The sequence below is a fragment of the Weissella sp. ESL1177 genome (genome assembly GCF_058107185.1).
In genome coordinates this window covers 931,588-946,912 of sequence record NZ_CM176591.1, presented here as the reverse complement: position 1 = coordinate 946,912, position 15,325 = coordinate 931,588, and the positions used below count along the sequence as shown (strand labels likewise).

Genomic DNA, 15,325 nt, shown 5'->3' with positions numbered 1-15,325 from the left:
TGACGTATGCGTCAAGGAGAATAGGATTTTGGCAAAACGCGAAAATATCCGCAATATTGCAATTATTGCTCACGTCGATCACGGTAAGACAACGTTAGTTAATGAACTACTTAAGCAGTCTGATACGCTAGATATGCGTACAGAATTAAGCGACCGTGCGATGGATACTAATGATCTTGAAAAAGAGCGTGGTATTACTATCTTGTCAAAAAATACAGCTGTTAAAGTTGGCGATAAGCAAATAAACATCATGGATACACCTGGGCACGCGGACTTCGGTGGTGAAGTTGAGCGTATTATGGGTATGGTTGATGGTGTTTTACTAGTGGTTGATGCCTTTGAAGGCACAATGCCACAAACTCGTTTTGTTCTAAAGAAAGCCTTTGAGCAAAACTTAACACCAATTGTCGTGGTTAACAAAGTGGATCGTCCAGGTGCTCGTCCAACCGAAGTTGTTGATGAAGTTTTGGATTTGTTTATCGAGTTAGGAGCTGATGAAGAACAACTGGACTTCCCAGTTGTTTATGCTTCAGCAATGAATGGAACGTCTTCATATGATCCAGAAATTTCATCACAAGAACACACGATGGCACCAATTTTTGAGACCGTATTCAAGACAATTCCTGCACCAGAAGATACATCAGATCAACCATTACAGTTCCAAGTGTCATTGTTAGATTATAATGATTTCGTTGGAAGAATTGGTATTGGTCGTGTGTTTAATGGGAAAATTAAAGTTGGCGATTCAGTTGCTGTTATGAAAATTGATGGTTCAACACAAAACTTCCGTGTGACAAAGTTGTTTGGTTACATTGGTTTGGATCGTATTGAAATTAATGAGGCCGAATCTGGTGATTTGATTGCTGTTTCAGGAATGGATGAGATTTCAGTCGGTGAAACAGTTGTTGATCCAGCTCATCCAGAAGCATTACCATTGCTTCATATCGATGAGCCAACATTGCAAATGACTTTCCGTACAAATGATTCACCATTTGCTGGTCGTGAGGGTAAATTTGTAACGGCTCGTCAAATTGAAGATCGTCTGCATCGTGAATTGCATACTGATGTATCATTACGCGTTGAAGACACTGATGAAGCTGGTGCATGGCTTGTTTCAGGTCGTGGTGAATTACACCTATCAATTTTGATTGAAACACTTCGTCGTGAAGGCTTTGAACTTCAAGTGTCACGTCCACAAGTTATTATTAAGGATGTTGATGGTGTGCAGTCTGAGCCTTTTGAGGCTGTTCAAGTTGATACACCTGATGAATACTCAGGAGCAGTCATTGATTCATTGAATCAACGTAAGGGTGAAATGCGTAACATGGAACCTACTGGTACAGGAACCACTCGTATGGATTTCTTGGTACCTTCACGTGGCTTGATTGGATACTCAACTGAATTTATGTCATTGACACGTGGATATGGTATTTATAACCACACGTTTGAGACATATGCACCAGTTGTTAAGAACTGGAATCCTGGTCGTCGTAATGGTACGTTAGTATCGATCAACCAAGGACAAGCAACGACATATGCGATTATGGGTGTTGAAGACCGTGGTACAATGTTTATTCATCCAGGTGATGATATCTACGAAGGTATGGTTGTTGGTATGAATAGCCGTGACAATGACATTTCTGTCAATGTTACAAAGGCAAAGAATCAAACAAATGTTCGTTCATCAAACAAGGATCAAACTGCTTCAATCAAGACACCTCGTGACATGACACTTGAGGAATCTTTGGAGTTCTTAGATGACGACGAATATGCAGAGGTAACGCCTGAAAATGTCCGTATCCGTAAGCAAATTTTGGTTACAAACGAACGTGAAAAGGCTGCAAAGCGTCGTAAAATGTCACAACAAGGCTAATTATTAATAATGTTAATGAACAGTTGTTATCCTATATAATAGATGACAACTGTTTTTTAGTATTGAAATCAACCATATTAAAGTAAAAGCCTGAATGATTAAGCATAGCTCGGGTGTAGATGTGATAAAATGGAAAAAGCTATTTATAAAAGGAGCTCATTAACATGGAAGCAATAAAAACCCATCCTCGCGAAGGAAAAAAGCGCCTTGGATTAATGGGTCGAATAAAAAACAAATTTCATTATTTAGACTTGTGGTTACTTATACCAATTATTGCAATTATGATTTTTGGTGATGCGATGGTTTATACTTCTAGTACAAATATGGCGATTGGTTCAGCTAGTAGTTTTTTAATTAAACAGGTTGTTTTTGGTTTAATGAGCTTGGTTATTATGCTAGTCATATTTACTTTAAAGATTAATTGGCAATCAAGATTTATTAAAGTATTTATATTAGCAACGAATGTCATTATTTTACTCGTCATGGCTTACACCTTAGGCTTTGGACCAGTCACATCTGGGGCAAAAGGCTGGATTTATATTGGTTCTTTTGGAATTCAGCCAGTGGAATATTTTAAAATTAGTATGATTTTGTACATTGCACATCGATTTTCCCGTAAGAAACCTGAGAGCAATAATTGGTTTCCAAAAATTTCATTTCAAGATTTGTTGATTCCTTTTTCTGGAATGATTATGGTTCTTTTGATGCCCGACTTTGGTGGCTTGATTATTTTGTTGATTGTTTTTTTAATTGTTTTAACGATGTCAGGTGTTAAGTTACGAAGTCTCCTAACATTGATTGGGATGATACTTGTATTTTATAGTGCAATTCCTTTTTCATTACCTTTGCTTGAAAAGTTACCCTTTTTACAATATCAGCTTTCCAGATTTGAAGCGTATGTTAATCCTTGGGTAGCTGGTGACTCTGGTCATCAATTGATTAATTCATATTATGCGATTAGTAATGGTGGTTTGTTTGGCCGTGGCTTGGGGAACAGTATTCAGAAAACAGGTTATTTACCTGAGCCAAACACTGATTTTATTATGGCCATTGTTGGTGAAGAATTGGGTGCCATTACAATTTGGGTGGTATTAATTGTGTTTGCCGTGATTATTTGGCGATTATTAGTCATGGGTATTCGTGCACAACGAATGCAACAAAGGCTGGTGTTGTATGGTGTAGCAACATATGTTGTCGTTCAGATATTAATTAATCTTGGCGGTGTTGTGGGTATTTTACCAATTACTGGTGTGACATTTCCAATGATTTCATATGGTGGTTCGTCGTTACTTTCATGGGGAATAACTTTTGGCGTTGCTTTAAATATTATTGGACAAATAAAATATAAAAATGAATTAGAAAGGGTGGACAATACAAATGGCATTTGAAATTAAACCACGACGTAGTGTGATTGTTTACTTAAAAAATGTACGCCAAGCTCGTCAGCTACGTCGTTTTGGAGTTGTTAATTATATTTCAGAGAAGATGAAGTATGCTGTTATTTATATGGATGAAAATGAAGTGGCAACAAAATCAAAATTAATTGAAAAATTAGGTTTTGTTTCATCAGTTAGTTTATCTCATTGGCCAGAAGTCGATACAACGGTAGGTAGTGACGGTGACTCATTTGAATTAATGATTGATCCCAATGAACTTTCGGATGAGCCAATAGACGAAGAGGAATTATAATGAGAATAGTCAGTGGTGATTTTGGTGGTCGACCATTAAAGGCAGTTCCAGGTAATGCAACACGTCCAACAACGGATAAAGTCAAAGAAGCATTGTTTAGTATGATTGGCCCTTACTTTGATGGTGGTCGGTCATTAGACTTATATGCTGGATCGGGTGGTTTAAGTATTGAAGGTGTTTCTCGTGGCATTAACGAAGCAGTTTTGGTTGATCGACAGTATGCAGCGATTAAGACAATCAAAGAAAATATTGCAATAACGAAACATCCGGAACAATTTCAAGTGATTAAAAGTACGGCTGAAACAGCGATACATCGTTTACAAGGCACGCCAGCGTTTGATATTTTATACTTTGATCCTCCTTATGCAAAACAAACAATTGTTAAAGATTTGGAGGCATTAGTTGCGACGAACTTAATTGCATCAGATGCGCTAATAGTAGCAGAAACAGATCAATTTGCTGATTTGCCAGAAACTTTACCAGGTTTTGAATTACTGAAACAAAAAGACTATGGCATTACCGTTATTACATTATATCGTTATATAGAAGGGTAAATACTATATGGTAAAAGCATTATTTCCAGGAAGTTTTGATCCATTTACAAATGGTCACCTTGATATTGTTAAGCGAGCTTCATTGTTATTTGATGAGGTTGTGGTTGGGGTTGGGACAAATATCAGTAAACAATATTTATTCTCCTCTGATGAAAAAATGGCACTGATTAAAAAGACAGTTTCTGATTTATCAAACGTTACAATTATTGCAATGACAGGCTTAACTGTTGATTTTATGAAGACGATTCATGCAGATGTCTTAATACGTGGTTTACGTAACGAAAAGGATTATTTATATGAGCGTGATATCGCACAAATGAATGATTCACTCCGACAGGTTGAAACAGTTTTCTTACTAGCCAAACCAGAACACCAATTTTTGTCGAGTTCCTTATTAAAGGAAGTGGCCAGTACGGGCACAGATATTGCCAGTTATGTACCTCATGATATTGAAATAGCATTAATGAAGAAATTAGGGTATTAGTATGTCAAAGCAATCAGTCAATAAAAACAAGAAACATAAAAGGTTAAAAATAGTTGGCTTAATCATGATTGTCCTAGTTTTACTAGGATTGATATGTCCATTACCACTTTATGCTGAAACGCCTGGTGAAGCTGATGATTTAAAGTCATATATTAAAATAGATGGGAAAAAACCACAAGTAGATGGTAAATACATGATTACTGCGGTTTATTTATCACAAGTTAATGGATTGGGGGCAATTATTGCTGCTTTAAATCCAACAGCAACAGTAATGACTAGTCGTGAAGCTAATGGTGGTTCTAGTGCGTCAGATAGTGCAGCAATTAATAAAATTTATATGAAATCAGCTGTTAACGAGGCCAAGGCTGTGGCATACAAAGCTGCTAAAGTTCCTTATAAAAGAACCTTTAATGGTATCTATGTGATGTCAGTTCAAGATAATTCTAATTTCAAGAAAAAATTGCGAGTTGGTGATACAGTTACAACAGTGGATAATAAGAAATTTAATTCTGCAAAAGGTTTTCAAACGTATATTAGATCACACAAAGTTGGCACAACTTTAAAAATTACCTATAAGCAGCACAATAAGTTAAAAACGGCAACTGGTAAATCCGTTGCTTTAGCTGGTACAAAGAAGTTACCAGGTATTGGTATTGCTTTAACTGATTCAGTGGATGTCACATCACCACGTAAAATTAGTGCCAATATGGGTGAAATTAGTGGGCCATCTGGTGGTTTAATGTTTGCATTGGAAATGTATGACGGTTTATCATCAGAAAACTTGGCGAATGGTCGTAAAATTGCAGGTACTGGCACTATTGATAAGGATGGTCAAGTTGGTGAAATAGGAGGCATTGATAAAAAAGTCATTGTTGCGCATGAATCAGGGGCTAAAATTTTCTTTGCACCATATTTGAAACCAACAAAGCAAAATTTGAAATATGAGACTGACGGTTTAACCAACTATCAGCAAGCTGTAAAAACAGCCAAAAAGTATGCGCCAGGTATGAAAATCGTACCAGTTAAAACATTTCAAGATGCATTGAACTATTTACGACATCATTAGATATAGATAGTTGCATATATGGTACACATTAAATAAAAAATGCTAAAAAAATTGTCGCTATTAGAACACATTTGTATGTGTTCTAATAGCGACTTTTTTTAATATAAAATAATATTAAAATAAATATTTTTTTATAAAATAATATGTTATAAATACGGTATTAAGCCAATTATACCTGTATAAAATGTATTTTTGTACGAATGAAAAATAGTGCTATAATAAATGTGTAGAAAGTTGTAAGCGCTTTCTTGGAGGGGGAACATATGTCGTGAGGTATATTAATTATTTAGGCACCGATGCCTATCAAAATATTGCGATGGATAGTTGGTTGTTATACAACCTCAAACCAAAGGAACCAGTTTTCACATTATGGCAGAATAAAAAAGCTGTCATTGTTGGTCAAAACCAAAATACTTTTGGGGAAGTCAATCAGGAATATGTTGATAAGGAAGGTGTACAAGTTGTTCGCCGAATGTCTGGTGGTGGCGCGGTCTATCACGACTTAGGCAACATTTGTTTTACTTTTTTCGTACCAGTTGAAAATAGTAGTCAGGTCAACTTTAAGCAGTTCGTTGAACCAATGTATGATGCATTACATTCAATTGGTATCGATGCCAAAATTACGGGTCGAAATGACTTAGAAGTAGATGGCAAGAAGGTATCTGGTAATGCACAGCGTTACGTTGGTGGTTACTTAATGCACCATGGTACGCTAATGTGGGACACAGATGTTGATGCAATGGTGCGATCATTAAACGTTGCTGATGAGAAATTTATTTCAAAAGCAGCAAAGTCGGTTCGCGCACGTGTTGGTAATATTAAGAACTATGCACCAGAAGGACAAACTTTGGCAGGCTTTATGGAGGCTTTGCGTTATTATTTATCTAATGAAGGTAAAGACGGCGAGTTAGTTCTGACTGATGAACAGATCGCAGATATTAAACGTTGGCGAGATGAGCGATTCTCAACTTGGGAATGGAATTATGGGAAGAGTCCTGAGTTTGATTTTATTAATCATGCGAAATATCGTGGCGGTAGTATTGATGTCAAAGCGAATGTTAAGGAAGGTAAAATTCAAGATATTGATTTTACGGGGGATTTTCTTGGTGTTCGCGATTGGCGTGAGATTAAAGATAAGTTTATTGGTCAAGTTTTTTCACCAGAAGCCATTCTTGAAGTTTTGAATGCTAATACAGATGGACAGTATTTCGGTGGTATTACTAATAACGAGTTAGCGGTATTGTTTACTGGAGACAGTGATAAGTAGAAAGGGGCTACATGCAATGGCAAGTATCGCAGATGCAAACAAGAAGGTTTTAGATTTTGATGGACAACTGCAAGCGCAAGATGATTTTTTTCCAACACTAAAGTTATTGGATAACGACGGAAAATTATTGGACAAAGCGGCTTACAAGCGTTCAGAATTAACAGATGAAGATTTAGTCGCAATTATGAAAAAGATGTTGTTTAGTCGTCAACTAGACATTCGTTCAACAAAGTTGGCTAAGCAAGGACGATTTGGTTTCTTTGCACCAACTGCAGGACAAGAAGCTTCACAAATGGCTTCAGCATATGCTTTTGGTAAGGAAGATTGGCTATTCCCAGGATATCGTGATATTCCTGAAATTGTTGATAAGGGTTGGCCTGTCTGGAAGGCTATCCTTTGGTCACGTGGTCATGCAAAAGGAAATGAGTTTACCACAGAAGATGGTGAGCCTGTTAACTCATGGATGCCACAAATTATTATTGGTGCTCAATATGTTGAGGCAGCTGGTGTTGCTTTGGGCTTGAAGAAGCGCAAGCAAGATGCTGTTGCATATGCTTATACAGGTGATGGTGGAACTTCACAAGGAGACTTTTACGAGGGTGTTAACTTTGCTTCAGCATACAAAGCAAATGCTGTTTTCTTTGTGCAAAATAATGGTTATGCCATTTCAACACCACGTGCATTACAAACAGCTGCACCTCATTTGGCAGCTAAAGGTTGGGCATCTGGTATTCCTAGTTTAGTTGTTGATGGTATGGATCCATTGGCAATGTATTTGGCAGCCAAAGAAGCTCGTGCTTGGACAGTCGCTGGTAATGGTCCTGTTTTGGTTGAGACATTGACTAATCGTTTGGAACCACACTCAACAGCGGGTGATGATCCATTACGTTACCGTACAAAGGAAGACATCGCAGAATGGTGGAAGAAAGAGCCATTGATTCGTATGCGTAAGTTTATGACCGAAAAAGGTGTCTGGGATGAGAAGCAAGAGGAAGATTACATCGCTGAAGTAGATAGTTATATTGATGAGCAAATTAAGATTGCTGATAACATTGAAAAGCAAAAGATTTCTGACTTCTTAAAGAACACTTTGGAAGTTCCAGGACAAGTGATGAAGGAACAGATTGAGCACTTTGAGAGCGAGGGTAAGTAATTATGGCTAAGAAAACATATATTGCAGCAATTCAGGATGCTTTAGATTTAGCTTTGGATAAAGACGAGAACACCCTAATTTTTGGTGAAGATGTTGGTGAAAATGGTGGTGTGTTCCGTGCAACTGATGGTTTGCAAGCAAAGTATAGTGACGAACGTGTCTTCAATACACCTCTAGCAGAGTCTGGTATTGGTGGGTTAGCAATTGGGCTTGCAACAACTGGCTATCGTCCAATTATGGAAATCCAATTCTTTGGTTTCTTGTTTGAAGTAATGGACTCTATTGCTGGTCAAATGTCACGTGCACGTTTCCGTTTCAATGGTACACGTAATATGCCAATCGTTGTTCGTTCACCATATGGTGGTGGAACAAAGACGCCTGAGATGCACGCTGATAACCTAGAAGGAATTGTTGCGCAAGTACCAGGACTTCGGGTTGTTATGCCTGCTAACCCTGCTGATGCAAAGGGATTACTATTGAGTTCAATTGAATCTGATGATCCAGTTGTCTTCTTGGAGAACTTGCACCTATATCGTTCAATGAAGGGTGAAGTTGCTGACGGTTACTACACAACACCATTGGACAAGGCAGCAATTGCTCGTGAAGGTTCTGATGTTACCATCGTTTCATATGGTGGTGCTGTACCTGTTTCACTAAAGGCCGCTGAAGAATTAGCTAAAGAAGGTATTGAAGCTGAAGTTGTTGATCTTCGTACAGTTTCACCAATTGATATAGAAACAATTGGTGAGTCTGTTAAAAAGACTGGTCGTGTTGTTGTTGTACAAGAAGCACAGCGTATGGCTGGAGTTGCAGCTACAGTGATGGCTGAAATTTCAGAGCGCTTTATCTTGAGTTTGAAAGCACCAATTGGTCGTGTAGCTGCACCAGATACAGTTTACCCATTCGCTCAAGCAGAAAATGACTGGATGATGAAGGCTGATGACGTTGTTGCTAAGGCCAAGGAGGTTGTAAACTATGACTGAGATTTTTAAGATGCCGGATATCGGTGAAGGAATGGCCGAAGGTGATATCACAAATTGGTTAGTTAAAGTTGGTGATACGGTTAAGGTTGATGATTCTGTTGCCGAAGTACAAAATGATAAGTTAGTGCAAGAAATTCTATCACCATATGCTGGAACTGTCACAAAGCTGTTTGTTGAACCTGACACGACAGTAGCTGTTGGTGATCCATTGATTGAATTTGATGGTGATGGTACTGGTTCTGCAGCTGGTGAGGCTGCACCTGCACCAAAGGAAGAAGAGAAGGCCGTTGAAGAACCGGCAGCACCAGCGGCGCCTGAGGCACCAGCTGCGCCAGCAGGTAATGTTGTTGCGACGAATGGTCAAATTTTAGCGATGCCATCAGTGCGTCACTATGCATTTGAAAATAATATTGATTTGTCACAGGTTCCTGCATCAGGACGTCACGGTCATATTACAATGGCTGATGTTACTGGGTTCAGCGGTTCGCCGGTTGTACCAGCAGTACCTGAACCAGCAGCACCTGAGATAAGTGCACCGGCACCAGAAAAGAAGATTGAAGTTGCTGATACTAAGTCAGGACGTCAACCAATGTCTGGTGTTCGTAAGGCAATTGCTAAGGCAATGTCCGTACAGAATACAACGATTCCAACTGTTACAAACTTTGATAGTGTTGAAGTTTCTAAGTTAGTTGCTCACCGTGCACAATTTAAGGAACCCGCTAAAGAGCAAGGTATCAAGTTGACTTACTTGGCATACGCAGTTAAAGCATTAGCTGCTATGGGTAAGAAGTTCCCTGAACTTAATGCATCAATTGATATGGATACTAATGAAATCATTTACCATGATACAGTTAACGTTGGTGTTGCAGTTAATGCGCCTTCAGGATTATATGTACCAGTTATTGCTCATGCTGAAAGTAAGTCAATTATGACAATTGCTACTGAAATTGCTGATTTGGCTAATGCTGTCCGTGAAGGTACAATTAAGCCTGCTCAAATGCAAGGTGCAACAATTACAATTTCTAACTTGGGTTCAGCTCGTGGTACATGGTTCACACCAATTATTAATAATAAGGAATCAGCTATCTTAGGTTTGGGTTCAATTTTGAAGGAACCAATTGTTGATGAAAATGGTGAGTTAGCTGTTGGACAAAACATGAAACTATCACTAAGTTACGACCACCGTTTGATCGATGGTATGTTGGGACAACAGTCAATGAATTACTTGAAGCAATTGTTGGCAGATCCTAGCTATATGTTGATGGAGGTATAAAAAATGGTTGTTGGAGCAGAAGCAACTGATGTTGGTACAGTTATCATTGGTTCAGGACCTGGAGGGTATGTTGCAGCGATTCGTGCTGCTGAATTAGGTCAAGATGTTACTTTAATTGAGCGTGACAATATTGGTGGAGTTTGTTTAAACATTGGATGTATCCCATCAAAAGCATTGATCAATGTGGGTCATCATTATCGTGATAGTCAAGAAGAAAACCCATTTGGATTATCGATGACAGGTAAGTTAGATTGGTCGAAGGCACAGGATTGGAAGCAACATAAAGTAGTTGAGCAATTAACTGGTGGTGTTGCAATGTTGTTGAAGAAGCATCATGTGCAAATTATCAATGGTGAGGCAACATTCAATGATAATGAAACATTGAATGTTGTACAAGAAGACGGTCATCAATTATTGCGCTTTGAGAACGCTATTATTGCGGCCGGCTCACGTCCAGTAGAGATTCCAAGCTTAAAGTTTGGTGGTCGTATTGTTGATTCAACTGGTGTGTTAAGCTTACCGGAAGTACCAAACCATTTAATCATTGTTGGTGGTGGTGTTATTGGTTCTGAACTTGGTGGTGCATATTCTAACTTAGGTGCTAAAGTAACGATCGTTGAAGGGTTAGATCATACATTAAATGGGTTTGATAAAGAAATGACAAGACCTGTTTTGAATGACTTTAAGAAGCATGGTGGTGAAATCATTACTTCAGCTATGGCCAAGGGTGCAACACAGACTGATAAGGATGTAACACTAACTTATGAAGTTGATGGCAAGGAACAAACAGTAACGGGTGATTATCTATTAGTATCTGTTGGTCGTCGTGCAAATACGGATACTTTGGGCTTAAATAATACCGATGTTAAAGTTGGTGACCATGGCTTAATTGAAGTCGATAACCAAATGAAGACCAGCGTATCACATATTTATGCAATCGGCGATATTGTTGCTGGACCAGCTTTGGCACACAAGGCAAGCTTTGAAGGTAAAGTTGCTGCTGCTGCTATTAGTGGGGCAAGCAATGCGCATGATCTACACTATTCATTGCCAGCAGTTGCTTATACACAATATGAACTGGCAACAACCGGTGAAACGCCAGATTCTGTGAAAGAAAAAGGATTGAATGCTAAAATTAGCAAGTTCCCATTTGCTGGTAATGGACGTGCCTTGGCAATGGATGCTGGTGTTGGATTTATACGCTTGATTACAGATAAGGATAGTCGTGCAATGATTGGTGCACAAATTGTTGGTCCATCTGCTTCGGATTTGATTTCTGAATTGTCATTAGCGATTGAGAATGGTTTGACATCAGAAGATATTTCATTGACCATTCATCCACATCCAACACTGGGTGAGGCGATTATGGACGCTGCTGAGGTTGCCGATGGTCTAGGAATTCATGTATAATAGTTAAAAATAATTGGATTGAGGTGAGTAGGCAGTGTCTTTTTTCAAATCAAATGACGGTGTTCGATTGCATTATCAACTTGATGGTGATAGCAGTCAACCAGTCGTGGTGTTACTCGGTGGCTATACAAGTATGATAACAACGTGGGTCGCACAGGTAGAAGCTTTTAAAGCTGCTGGATTTCGTGTTCTTCGTTTTGAGTATCGTAATCATGGTCAGAGTGAACAAACGGACAAAGGCTTACGCATTTCACGTTTAGCAATGGATTTGGCAAATTTATTAGATTATTTGCAAATTGATCGGTTTAGTCTTATTGGACATTCAATGGGAGCAATGGTAGCTAGTCAGTATATATCATTATTTGGAGATAAACGGGTAAATGTGATTATAACTGAGGATCAAACTCCTAAAATGTTAAATGAAGATGGTTGGCAGTATGGTGTCAGAGAGTCGTCCTTCGCTCGAATTGATCAGGTTGCAGATAGTTTTCCAACAACTAAATTAATTCGACAGACAATTCCAAAAGAGTTGAAACGTCAAGTTTCAGATGGTTATGTACCATTTAATTTTAGAAAGAATCGGCCATTGATGATTGATGGTATTGTACAAGATTGGCGTGATGTTATTCGTCATGAAAGTATGCCACATCTATTTTTGGCGGGCGGTGCATCACCAATGTATCCAGTAGCACATGCACAACAAGCACTTGCTTTGCAAAAGGTTGCTGGTTCAGATATCCATATTTTTGATGGTTCAGGTCATATCCCACATTTGGAGTTTCCGGAAGAGTTTAATGAGGTTGTCATAGATTTTATAAAAAAGTTTAGTTGAGCATGTTTTAACAAATGATTCTTGCGATACTGATCAGGTAAAAGGCGTTCGAATGTCATATTCGAACGCCTTTTTGTTCCTTTTAATAAATTAAAAAATAATTAGACAAATGAGAATTTGCATGATATTATAATAACACTATTAAGAAAAAGGTGTTTAAAGGGGTACTTGGGATGAAAAGAATTGGAAAAGCGGCTGCGTTAGCCGCATCTGTAACCATGATTGGGAGTATTGCATTACCAAACGTTGCGGTCTCAGCTGCATCAACAGGGAAAACGATTAATTGGTCAGAAGTAGCAGCATTACCCACAATGGATCCGGCTAAGTCAACTGATACTGTTTCAGCCGATGCATTAGGGGCTACTGGGTTACCATTGGTACAGTTTGGTAAAGGTAATAAATTAGAAAACGAAGCCGCTAAAAGTTATGAAAAGTCAGATGACGGACTAACGTATACTTTTCACCTTCGTTCAGGTTTGAAATGGGAAAATGGTGAAGCCTTAACAGCAAAGGATTTTGTTTATGGGTGGCAACGTTCTATTGATCCAAAAACAGCATCAGAATACGCTTATTTGTTAGAGAGCGTGAAAAATGCAAAAGCTATTGAAGCTGGAGACAAGCAACCTTCTGAACTTGGCATTCAAGCAGTTGATGACCATACATTGAAGGTGACATTGGAATCACCAGCATCATATTTTGTACAAGAATTAACGATGCCAGTATTTTTCCCACAAAATGAAAAGTTTGTGGAGGCACAAGGTGATAAGTATGGAACATCAGCTGCAACTTATCTTTCTGCGGGTCCTTATAAATTTAAAGGTTGGACTGGTTCAAACAATAAATATTCATACGTAAAGAATGATAAGTACTATGATGCAGCCAAGGTTAAGACGAAAAAGATTAATGTTCAAACAATCAAAGATCAAAATACTGGTTATAATTTGTATCAAGGCAAAAAACTAGACTTTACACCATTGTCACCAGACCAAGTGAAGGCCTCAAAGAATAAAAAGGGATACAAAGAAATTAAAACTGGAGCAACGCAAGCACTTCAGTTTAATCAGGAAAAAGTACCTGCATTTAAGAATGCAAAGATTCGACAAGCCATTTCTTATGCGATTAATCGTCAAACATTATCGGATAAAATTGTGACAGGTTCAGCTATTCCAGCAACAACTTATACACCTAAGGGTCTTGTAAAGAATCCTAATAATAATAAGGATTTTGCTACCGACGCTGAAGTTTCTGGCGCAATTAAGTTTGATAAAAAGAAAGCAGCCAAGTTGTTTAAAGCAGGTATGAAAGAAGAAGGTAAGTCAAAGTTATCTGTACAATTGTTGACAGACGATGACGATACTTCAAAACGTGTTGCTCAATTCTTACAAGAGCAGCTTGAGCAAAATCTAAAAGGTATGGATGTCTCGATTAAAACTGTACCAAAGAAGCAACGTTTGAAGTTGAGTACTGATGGCAATTTCCAAATGCTTAACTTTGGTTGGTTAGCCGATTATCCAGATGCTTCTTCATTCTTAGACTTGTATAAGTCAGACGCTTCTTATAATTATGGTAAGTGGAAGAATGATAAATATGATGCCTTGCTGAACGATGCTGAGAATAAAAACGCTAATAACAAGAAAGCGCAATATCAAGACTTCAAGAAAGCAGAGCAATTACTTGAAAAGCAAGCCGGTGTGGCACCATTGTATTACAGGTCAACCGCTTCATTGTTGAATCCTAATGTTAAAGGTGTGATTGCTAATCCAACGGGTGCACCATTTAATTATAAATATGCTGTTAAGAAATAGTCTTTATTGAAAAACGGGGCTGAGATATAAGTCGTTATAATCAGCTGAAAAAGGCGCTAATCTATCAATTTTGATTGGTAGATTGGCGCCTTTAAACGTGTCCCAAAAGACTGAAGCCTTACTGTAACAACAATTAGGTGCTTCCGGTTCTTCATTATACTGCGAACCAAAATCACCCAATTATCGTTACAATCGGCTTTAGGACGTCTTTTGTCGCACTTGCTTTTTTGATTGTGTTACACTATGTAGTAGCTTAGTAAATTTTGTTGTCAATATGAATGGAGCGACAAATGAAGATAATCATTATGGGTGGTACAGGCTATGTTGGTCAAGGAATTTTTTCAGCTTTAACACAAACTCATCATAAAAACGAATTAATTAGTTTTTCTCGGTCAGGTGCAAGCAACCGACATGATTTAGTGGCACAAGTCAATTATGTCGCTGTTGATTTAACAAGTCCTGGTGAATGGCAGCAAATCATTAAAACAGCAGATGTGATTGTCGATTGTGTTGGTATTTTTTTGCCTAGTAAACGAAAACAGACAAGTTATGAAAAAAATAGTATTAATCCTGCGAAAGTGATGATTGATGAGTTATGGAAACAGACCTCGTCAGCCAAGTTTATTTTCATTGCAGCAAATAATGCCCCTTTTTTTCTAAATGACTATTTGATTGCCAAACATACGGTTATTGAATACGGTCAGAAAAAGTTAGATAATCAATTTGTAGCCGTTTATCCAGGCATGATTTATGATCGACATCGTTTCATGAATTGGGTACCTGGTATATTATTACAATTTGCCATTAAACAATGTCGTATGCAGTTTTTAAAGAAATATCGACCAATAAAACGAACATTGTTTAGTCAGGAAATCGTTAAAATTATTTATGGGCAAGCTAGTACATTAACAGACATTATAAAATAAATCATAGAGG

The 15,325-nt window shown here is 38.1% G+C and carries 14 protein-coding genes; all 14 read left to right on the top strand.

Features of this window, described 5'->3' with window-relative positions:
* Nucleotides 1-28 precede the first annotated feature (28 nt).
* The 14 genes from typA (at nt 29) to AC3B5D_RS04430 (ending at nt 15,315) form a co-directional block, all read left to right on the top strand.
* A complete protein-coding gene (typA, locus tag AC3B5D_RS04495; RefSeq protein ID WP_489841180.1) occupies nt 29-1,873 on the top strand; it encodes a translational GTPase TypA in 1,845 nt (614 codons plus the stop codon).
* 164 nt (nt 1,874-2,037) lie between these two features.
* Nucleotides 2,038-3,261: an FtsW/RodA/SpoVE family cell cycle protein gene (locus AC3B5D_RS04490; RefSeq protein WP_489839301.1), complete on the top strand. Its 1,224-nt coding sequence runs from the start codon at nt 2,038-2,040 to the stop codon at nt 3,259-3,261.
* Nucleotides 3,251-3,562 (top strand): YlbG family protein, encoded by a 312-nt coding sequence (locus tag AC3B5D_RS04485; protein WP_489839302.1) that lies wholly within the window; start codon nt 3,251-3,253, stop codon nt 3,560-3,562. Before AC3B5D_RS04490 ends, AC3B5D_RS04485 begins: the two co-directional genes overlap by 11 nt.
* Nucleotides 3,562-4,116, top strand: coding sequence for a 16S rRNA (guanine(966)-N(2))-methyltransferase RsmD (rsmD, locus tag AC3B5D_RS04480; RefSeq protein ID WP_489839303.1), 555 nt, complete (start codon nt 3,562-3,564; stop codon nt 4,114-4,116). The genes AC3B5D_RS04485 and rsmD overlap by 1 nt, the downstream gene beginning before the upstream one ends.
* A gap of 7 nt (nt 4,117-4,123) precedes the next feature.
* Nucleotides 4,124-4,600, top strand: a complete 477-nt coding sequence (gene coaD / locus AC3B5D_RS04475) for a pantetheine-phosphate adenylyltransferase (protein WP_489839304.1) — start codon at nt 4,124-4,126, stop codon at nt 4,598-4,600.
* Between the two features lies 1 nt (nt 4,601).
* A complete protein-coding gene (locus AC3B5D_RS04470; protein ID WP_489839305.1) occupies nt 4,602-5,666 on the top strand; it encodes a SepM family pheromone-processing serine protease in 1,065 nt (354 codons plus the stop codon).
* 268 nt (nt 5,667-5,934) lie between these two features.
* Nucleotides 5,935-6,933: a lipoate--protein ligase gene (gene lplA / locus AC3B5D_RS04465; protein WP_489839306.1), complete on the top strand. Its 999-nt coding sequence runs from the start codon at nt 5,935-5,937 to the stop codon at nt 6,931-6,933.
* Nucleotides 6,934-6,949: 16 nt separating this feature from the next.
* Nucleotides 6,950-8,086, top strand: coding sequence for a thiamine pyrophosphate-dependent dehydrogenase E1 component subunit alpha (locus AC3B5D_RS04460; protein ID WP_489839307.1), 1,137 nt, complete (start codon nt 6,950-6,952; stop codon nt 8,084-8,086).
* A gap of 2 nt (nt 8,087-8,088) precedes the next feature.
* Complete coding sequence (locus AC3B5D_RS04455; protein WP_489839308.1) at nt 8,089-9,069, top strand: alpha-ketoacid dehydrogenase subunit beta; 981 nt, start codon at nt 8,089-8,091, stop codon at nt 9,067-9,069.
* Nucleotides 9,062-10,342 (top strand): 2-oxo acid dehydrogenase subunit E2, encoded by a 1,281-nt coding sequence (locus tag AC3B5D_RS04450; RefSeq protein ID WP_489839309.1) that lies wholly within the window; start codon nt 9,062-9,064, stop codon nt 10,340-10,342. The genes AC3B5D_RS04455 and AC3B5D_RS04450 overlap by 8 nt, the downstream gene beginning before the upstream one ends.
* 3 nt (nt 10,343-10,345) lie before the next feature.
* Nucleotides 10,346-11,752, top strand: coding sequence for a dihydrolipoyl dehydrogenase (lpdA, locus tag AC3B5D_RS04445; RefSeq protein WP_489839310.1), 1,407 nt, complete (start codon nt 10,346-10,348; stop codon nt 11,750-11,752).
* A gap of 34 nt (nt 11,753-11,786) precedes the next feature.
* Nucleotides 11,787-12,584 (top strand): alpha/beta fold hydrolase, encoded by a 798-nt coding sequence (locus AC3B5D_RS04440; RefSeq protein ID WP_489839311.1) that lies wholly within the window; start codon nt 11,787-11,789, stop codon nt 12,582-12,584.
* A 173-nt stretch (nt 12,585-12,757) separates the two neighbouring features.
* Nucleotides 12,758-14,389, top strand: a complete 1,632-nt coding sequence (locus AC3B5D_RS04435) for a peptide ABC transporter substrate-binding protein (protein WP_489839312.1) — start codon at nt 12,758-12,760, stop codon at nt 14,387-14,389.
* A 290-nt stretch (nt 14,390-14,679) separates the two neighbouring features.
* Entirely contained in the window at nt 14,680-15,315 is a 636-nt protein-coding gene (locus AC3B5D_RS04430) for an NAD-dependent epimerase/dehydratase family protein (protein WP_489839313.1), read from the top strand.
* Nucleotides 15,316-15,325: the final 10 nt, after the last annotated feature.

Bases quoted from the DNA above. Each gene is read 5' to 3' on its own strand.
- AC3B5D_RS04460 (WP_489839307.1), top strand. From the start codon at position 6,950: ATGGCAAGTATCGCAGATGCAAACAAGAAGGTTTTAGATTTTGATGGA.
- coaD (WP_489839304.1), top strand. From the start codon at position 4,124: ATGGTAAAAGCATTATTTCCAGGAAGTTTTGATCCATTTACAAATGGT.
- AC3B5D_RS04455 (WP_489839308.1), top strand. From the start codon at position 8,089: ATGGCTAAGAAAACATATATTGCAGCAATTCAGGATGCTTTAGATTTA.
- AC3B5D_RS04485 (WP_489839302.1), top strand. From the start codon at position 3,251: ATGGCATTTGAAATTAAACCACGACGTAGTGTGATTGTTTACTTAAAA.
- AC3B5D_RS04435 (WP_489839312.1), top strand. From the start codon at position 12,758: ATGAAAAGAATTGGAAAAGCGGCTGCGTTAGCCGCATCTGTAACCATG.
- lpdA (WP_489839310.1), top strand. From the start codon at position 10,346: ATGGTTGTTGGAGCAGAAGCAACTGATGTTGGTACAGTTATCATTGGT.
- AC3B5D_RS04470 (WP_489839305.1), top strand. From the start codon at position 4,602: ATGTCAAAGCAATCAGTCAATAAAAACAAGAAACATAAAAGGTTAAAA.
- AC3B5D_RS04430 (WP_489839313.1), top strand. From the start codon at position 14,680: ATGAAGATAATCATTATGGGTGGTACAGGCTATGTTGGTCAAGGAATT.
- AC3B5D_RS04490 (WP_489839301.1), top strand. From the start codon at position 2,038: ATGGAAGCAATAAAAACCCATCCTCGCGAAGGAAAAAAGCGCCTTGGA.
- AC3B5D_RS04450 (WP_489839309.1), top strand. From the start codon at position 9,062: ATGACTGAGATTTTTAAGATGCCGGATATCGGTGAAGGAATGGCCGAA.
- rsmD (WP_489839303.1), top strand. From the start codon at position 3,562: ATGAGAATAGTCAGTGGTGATTTTGGTGGTCGACCATTAAAGGCAGTT.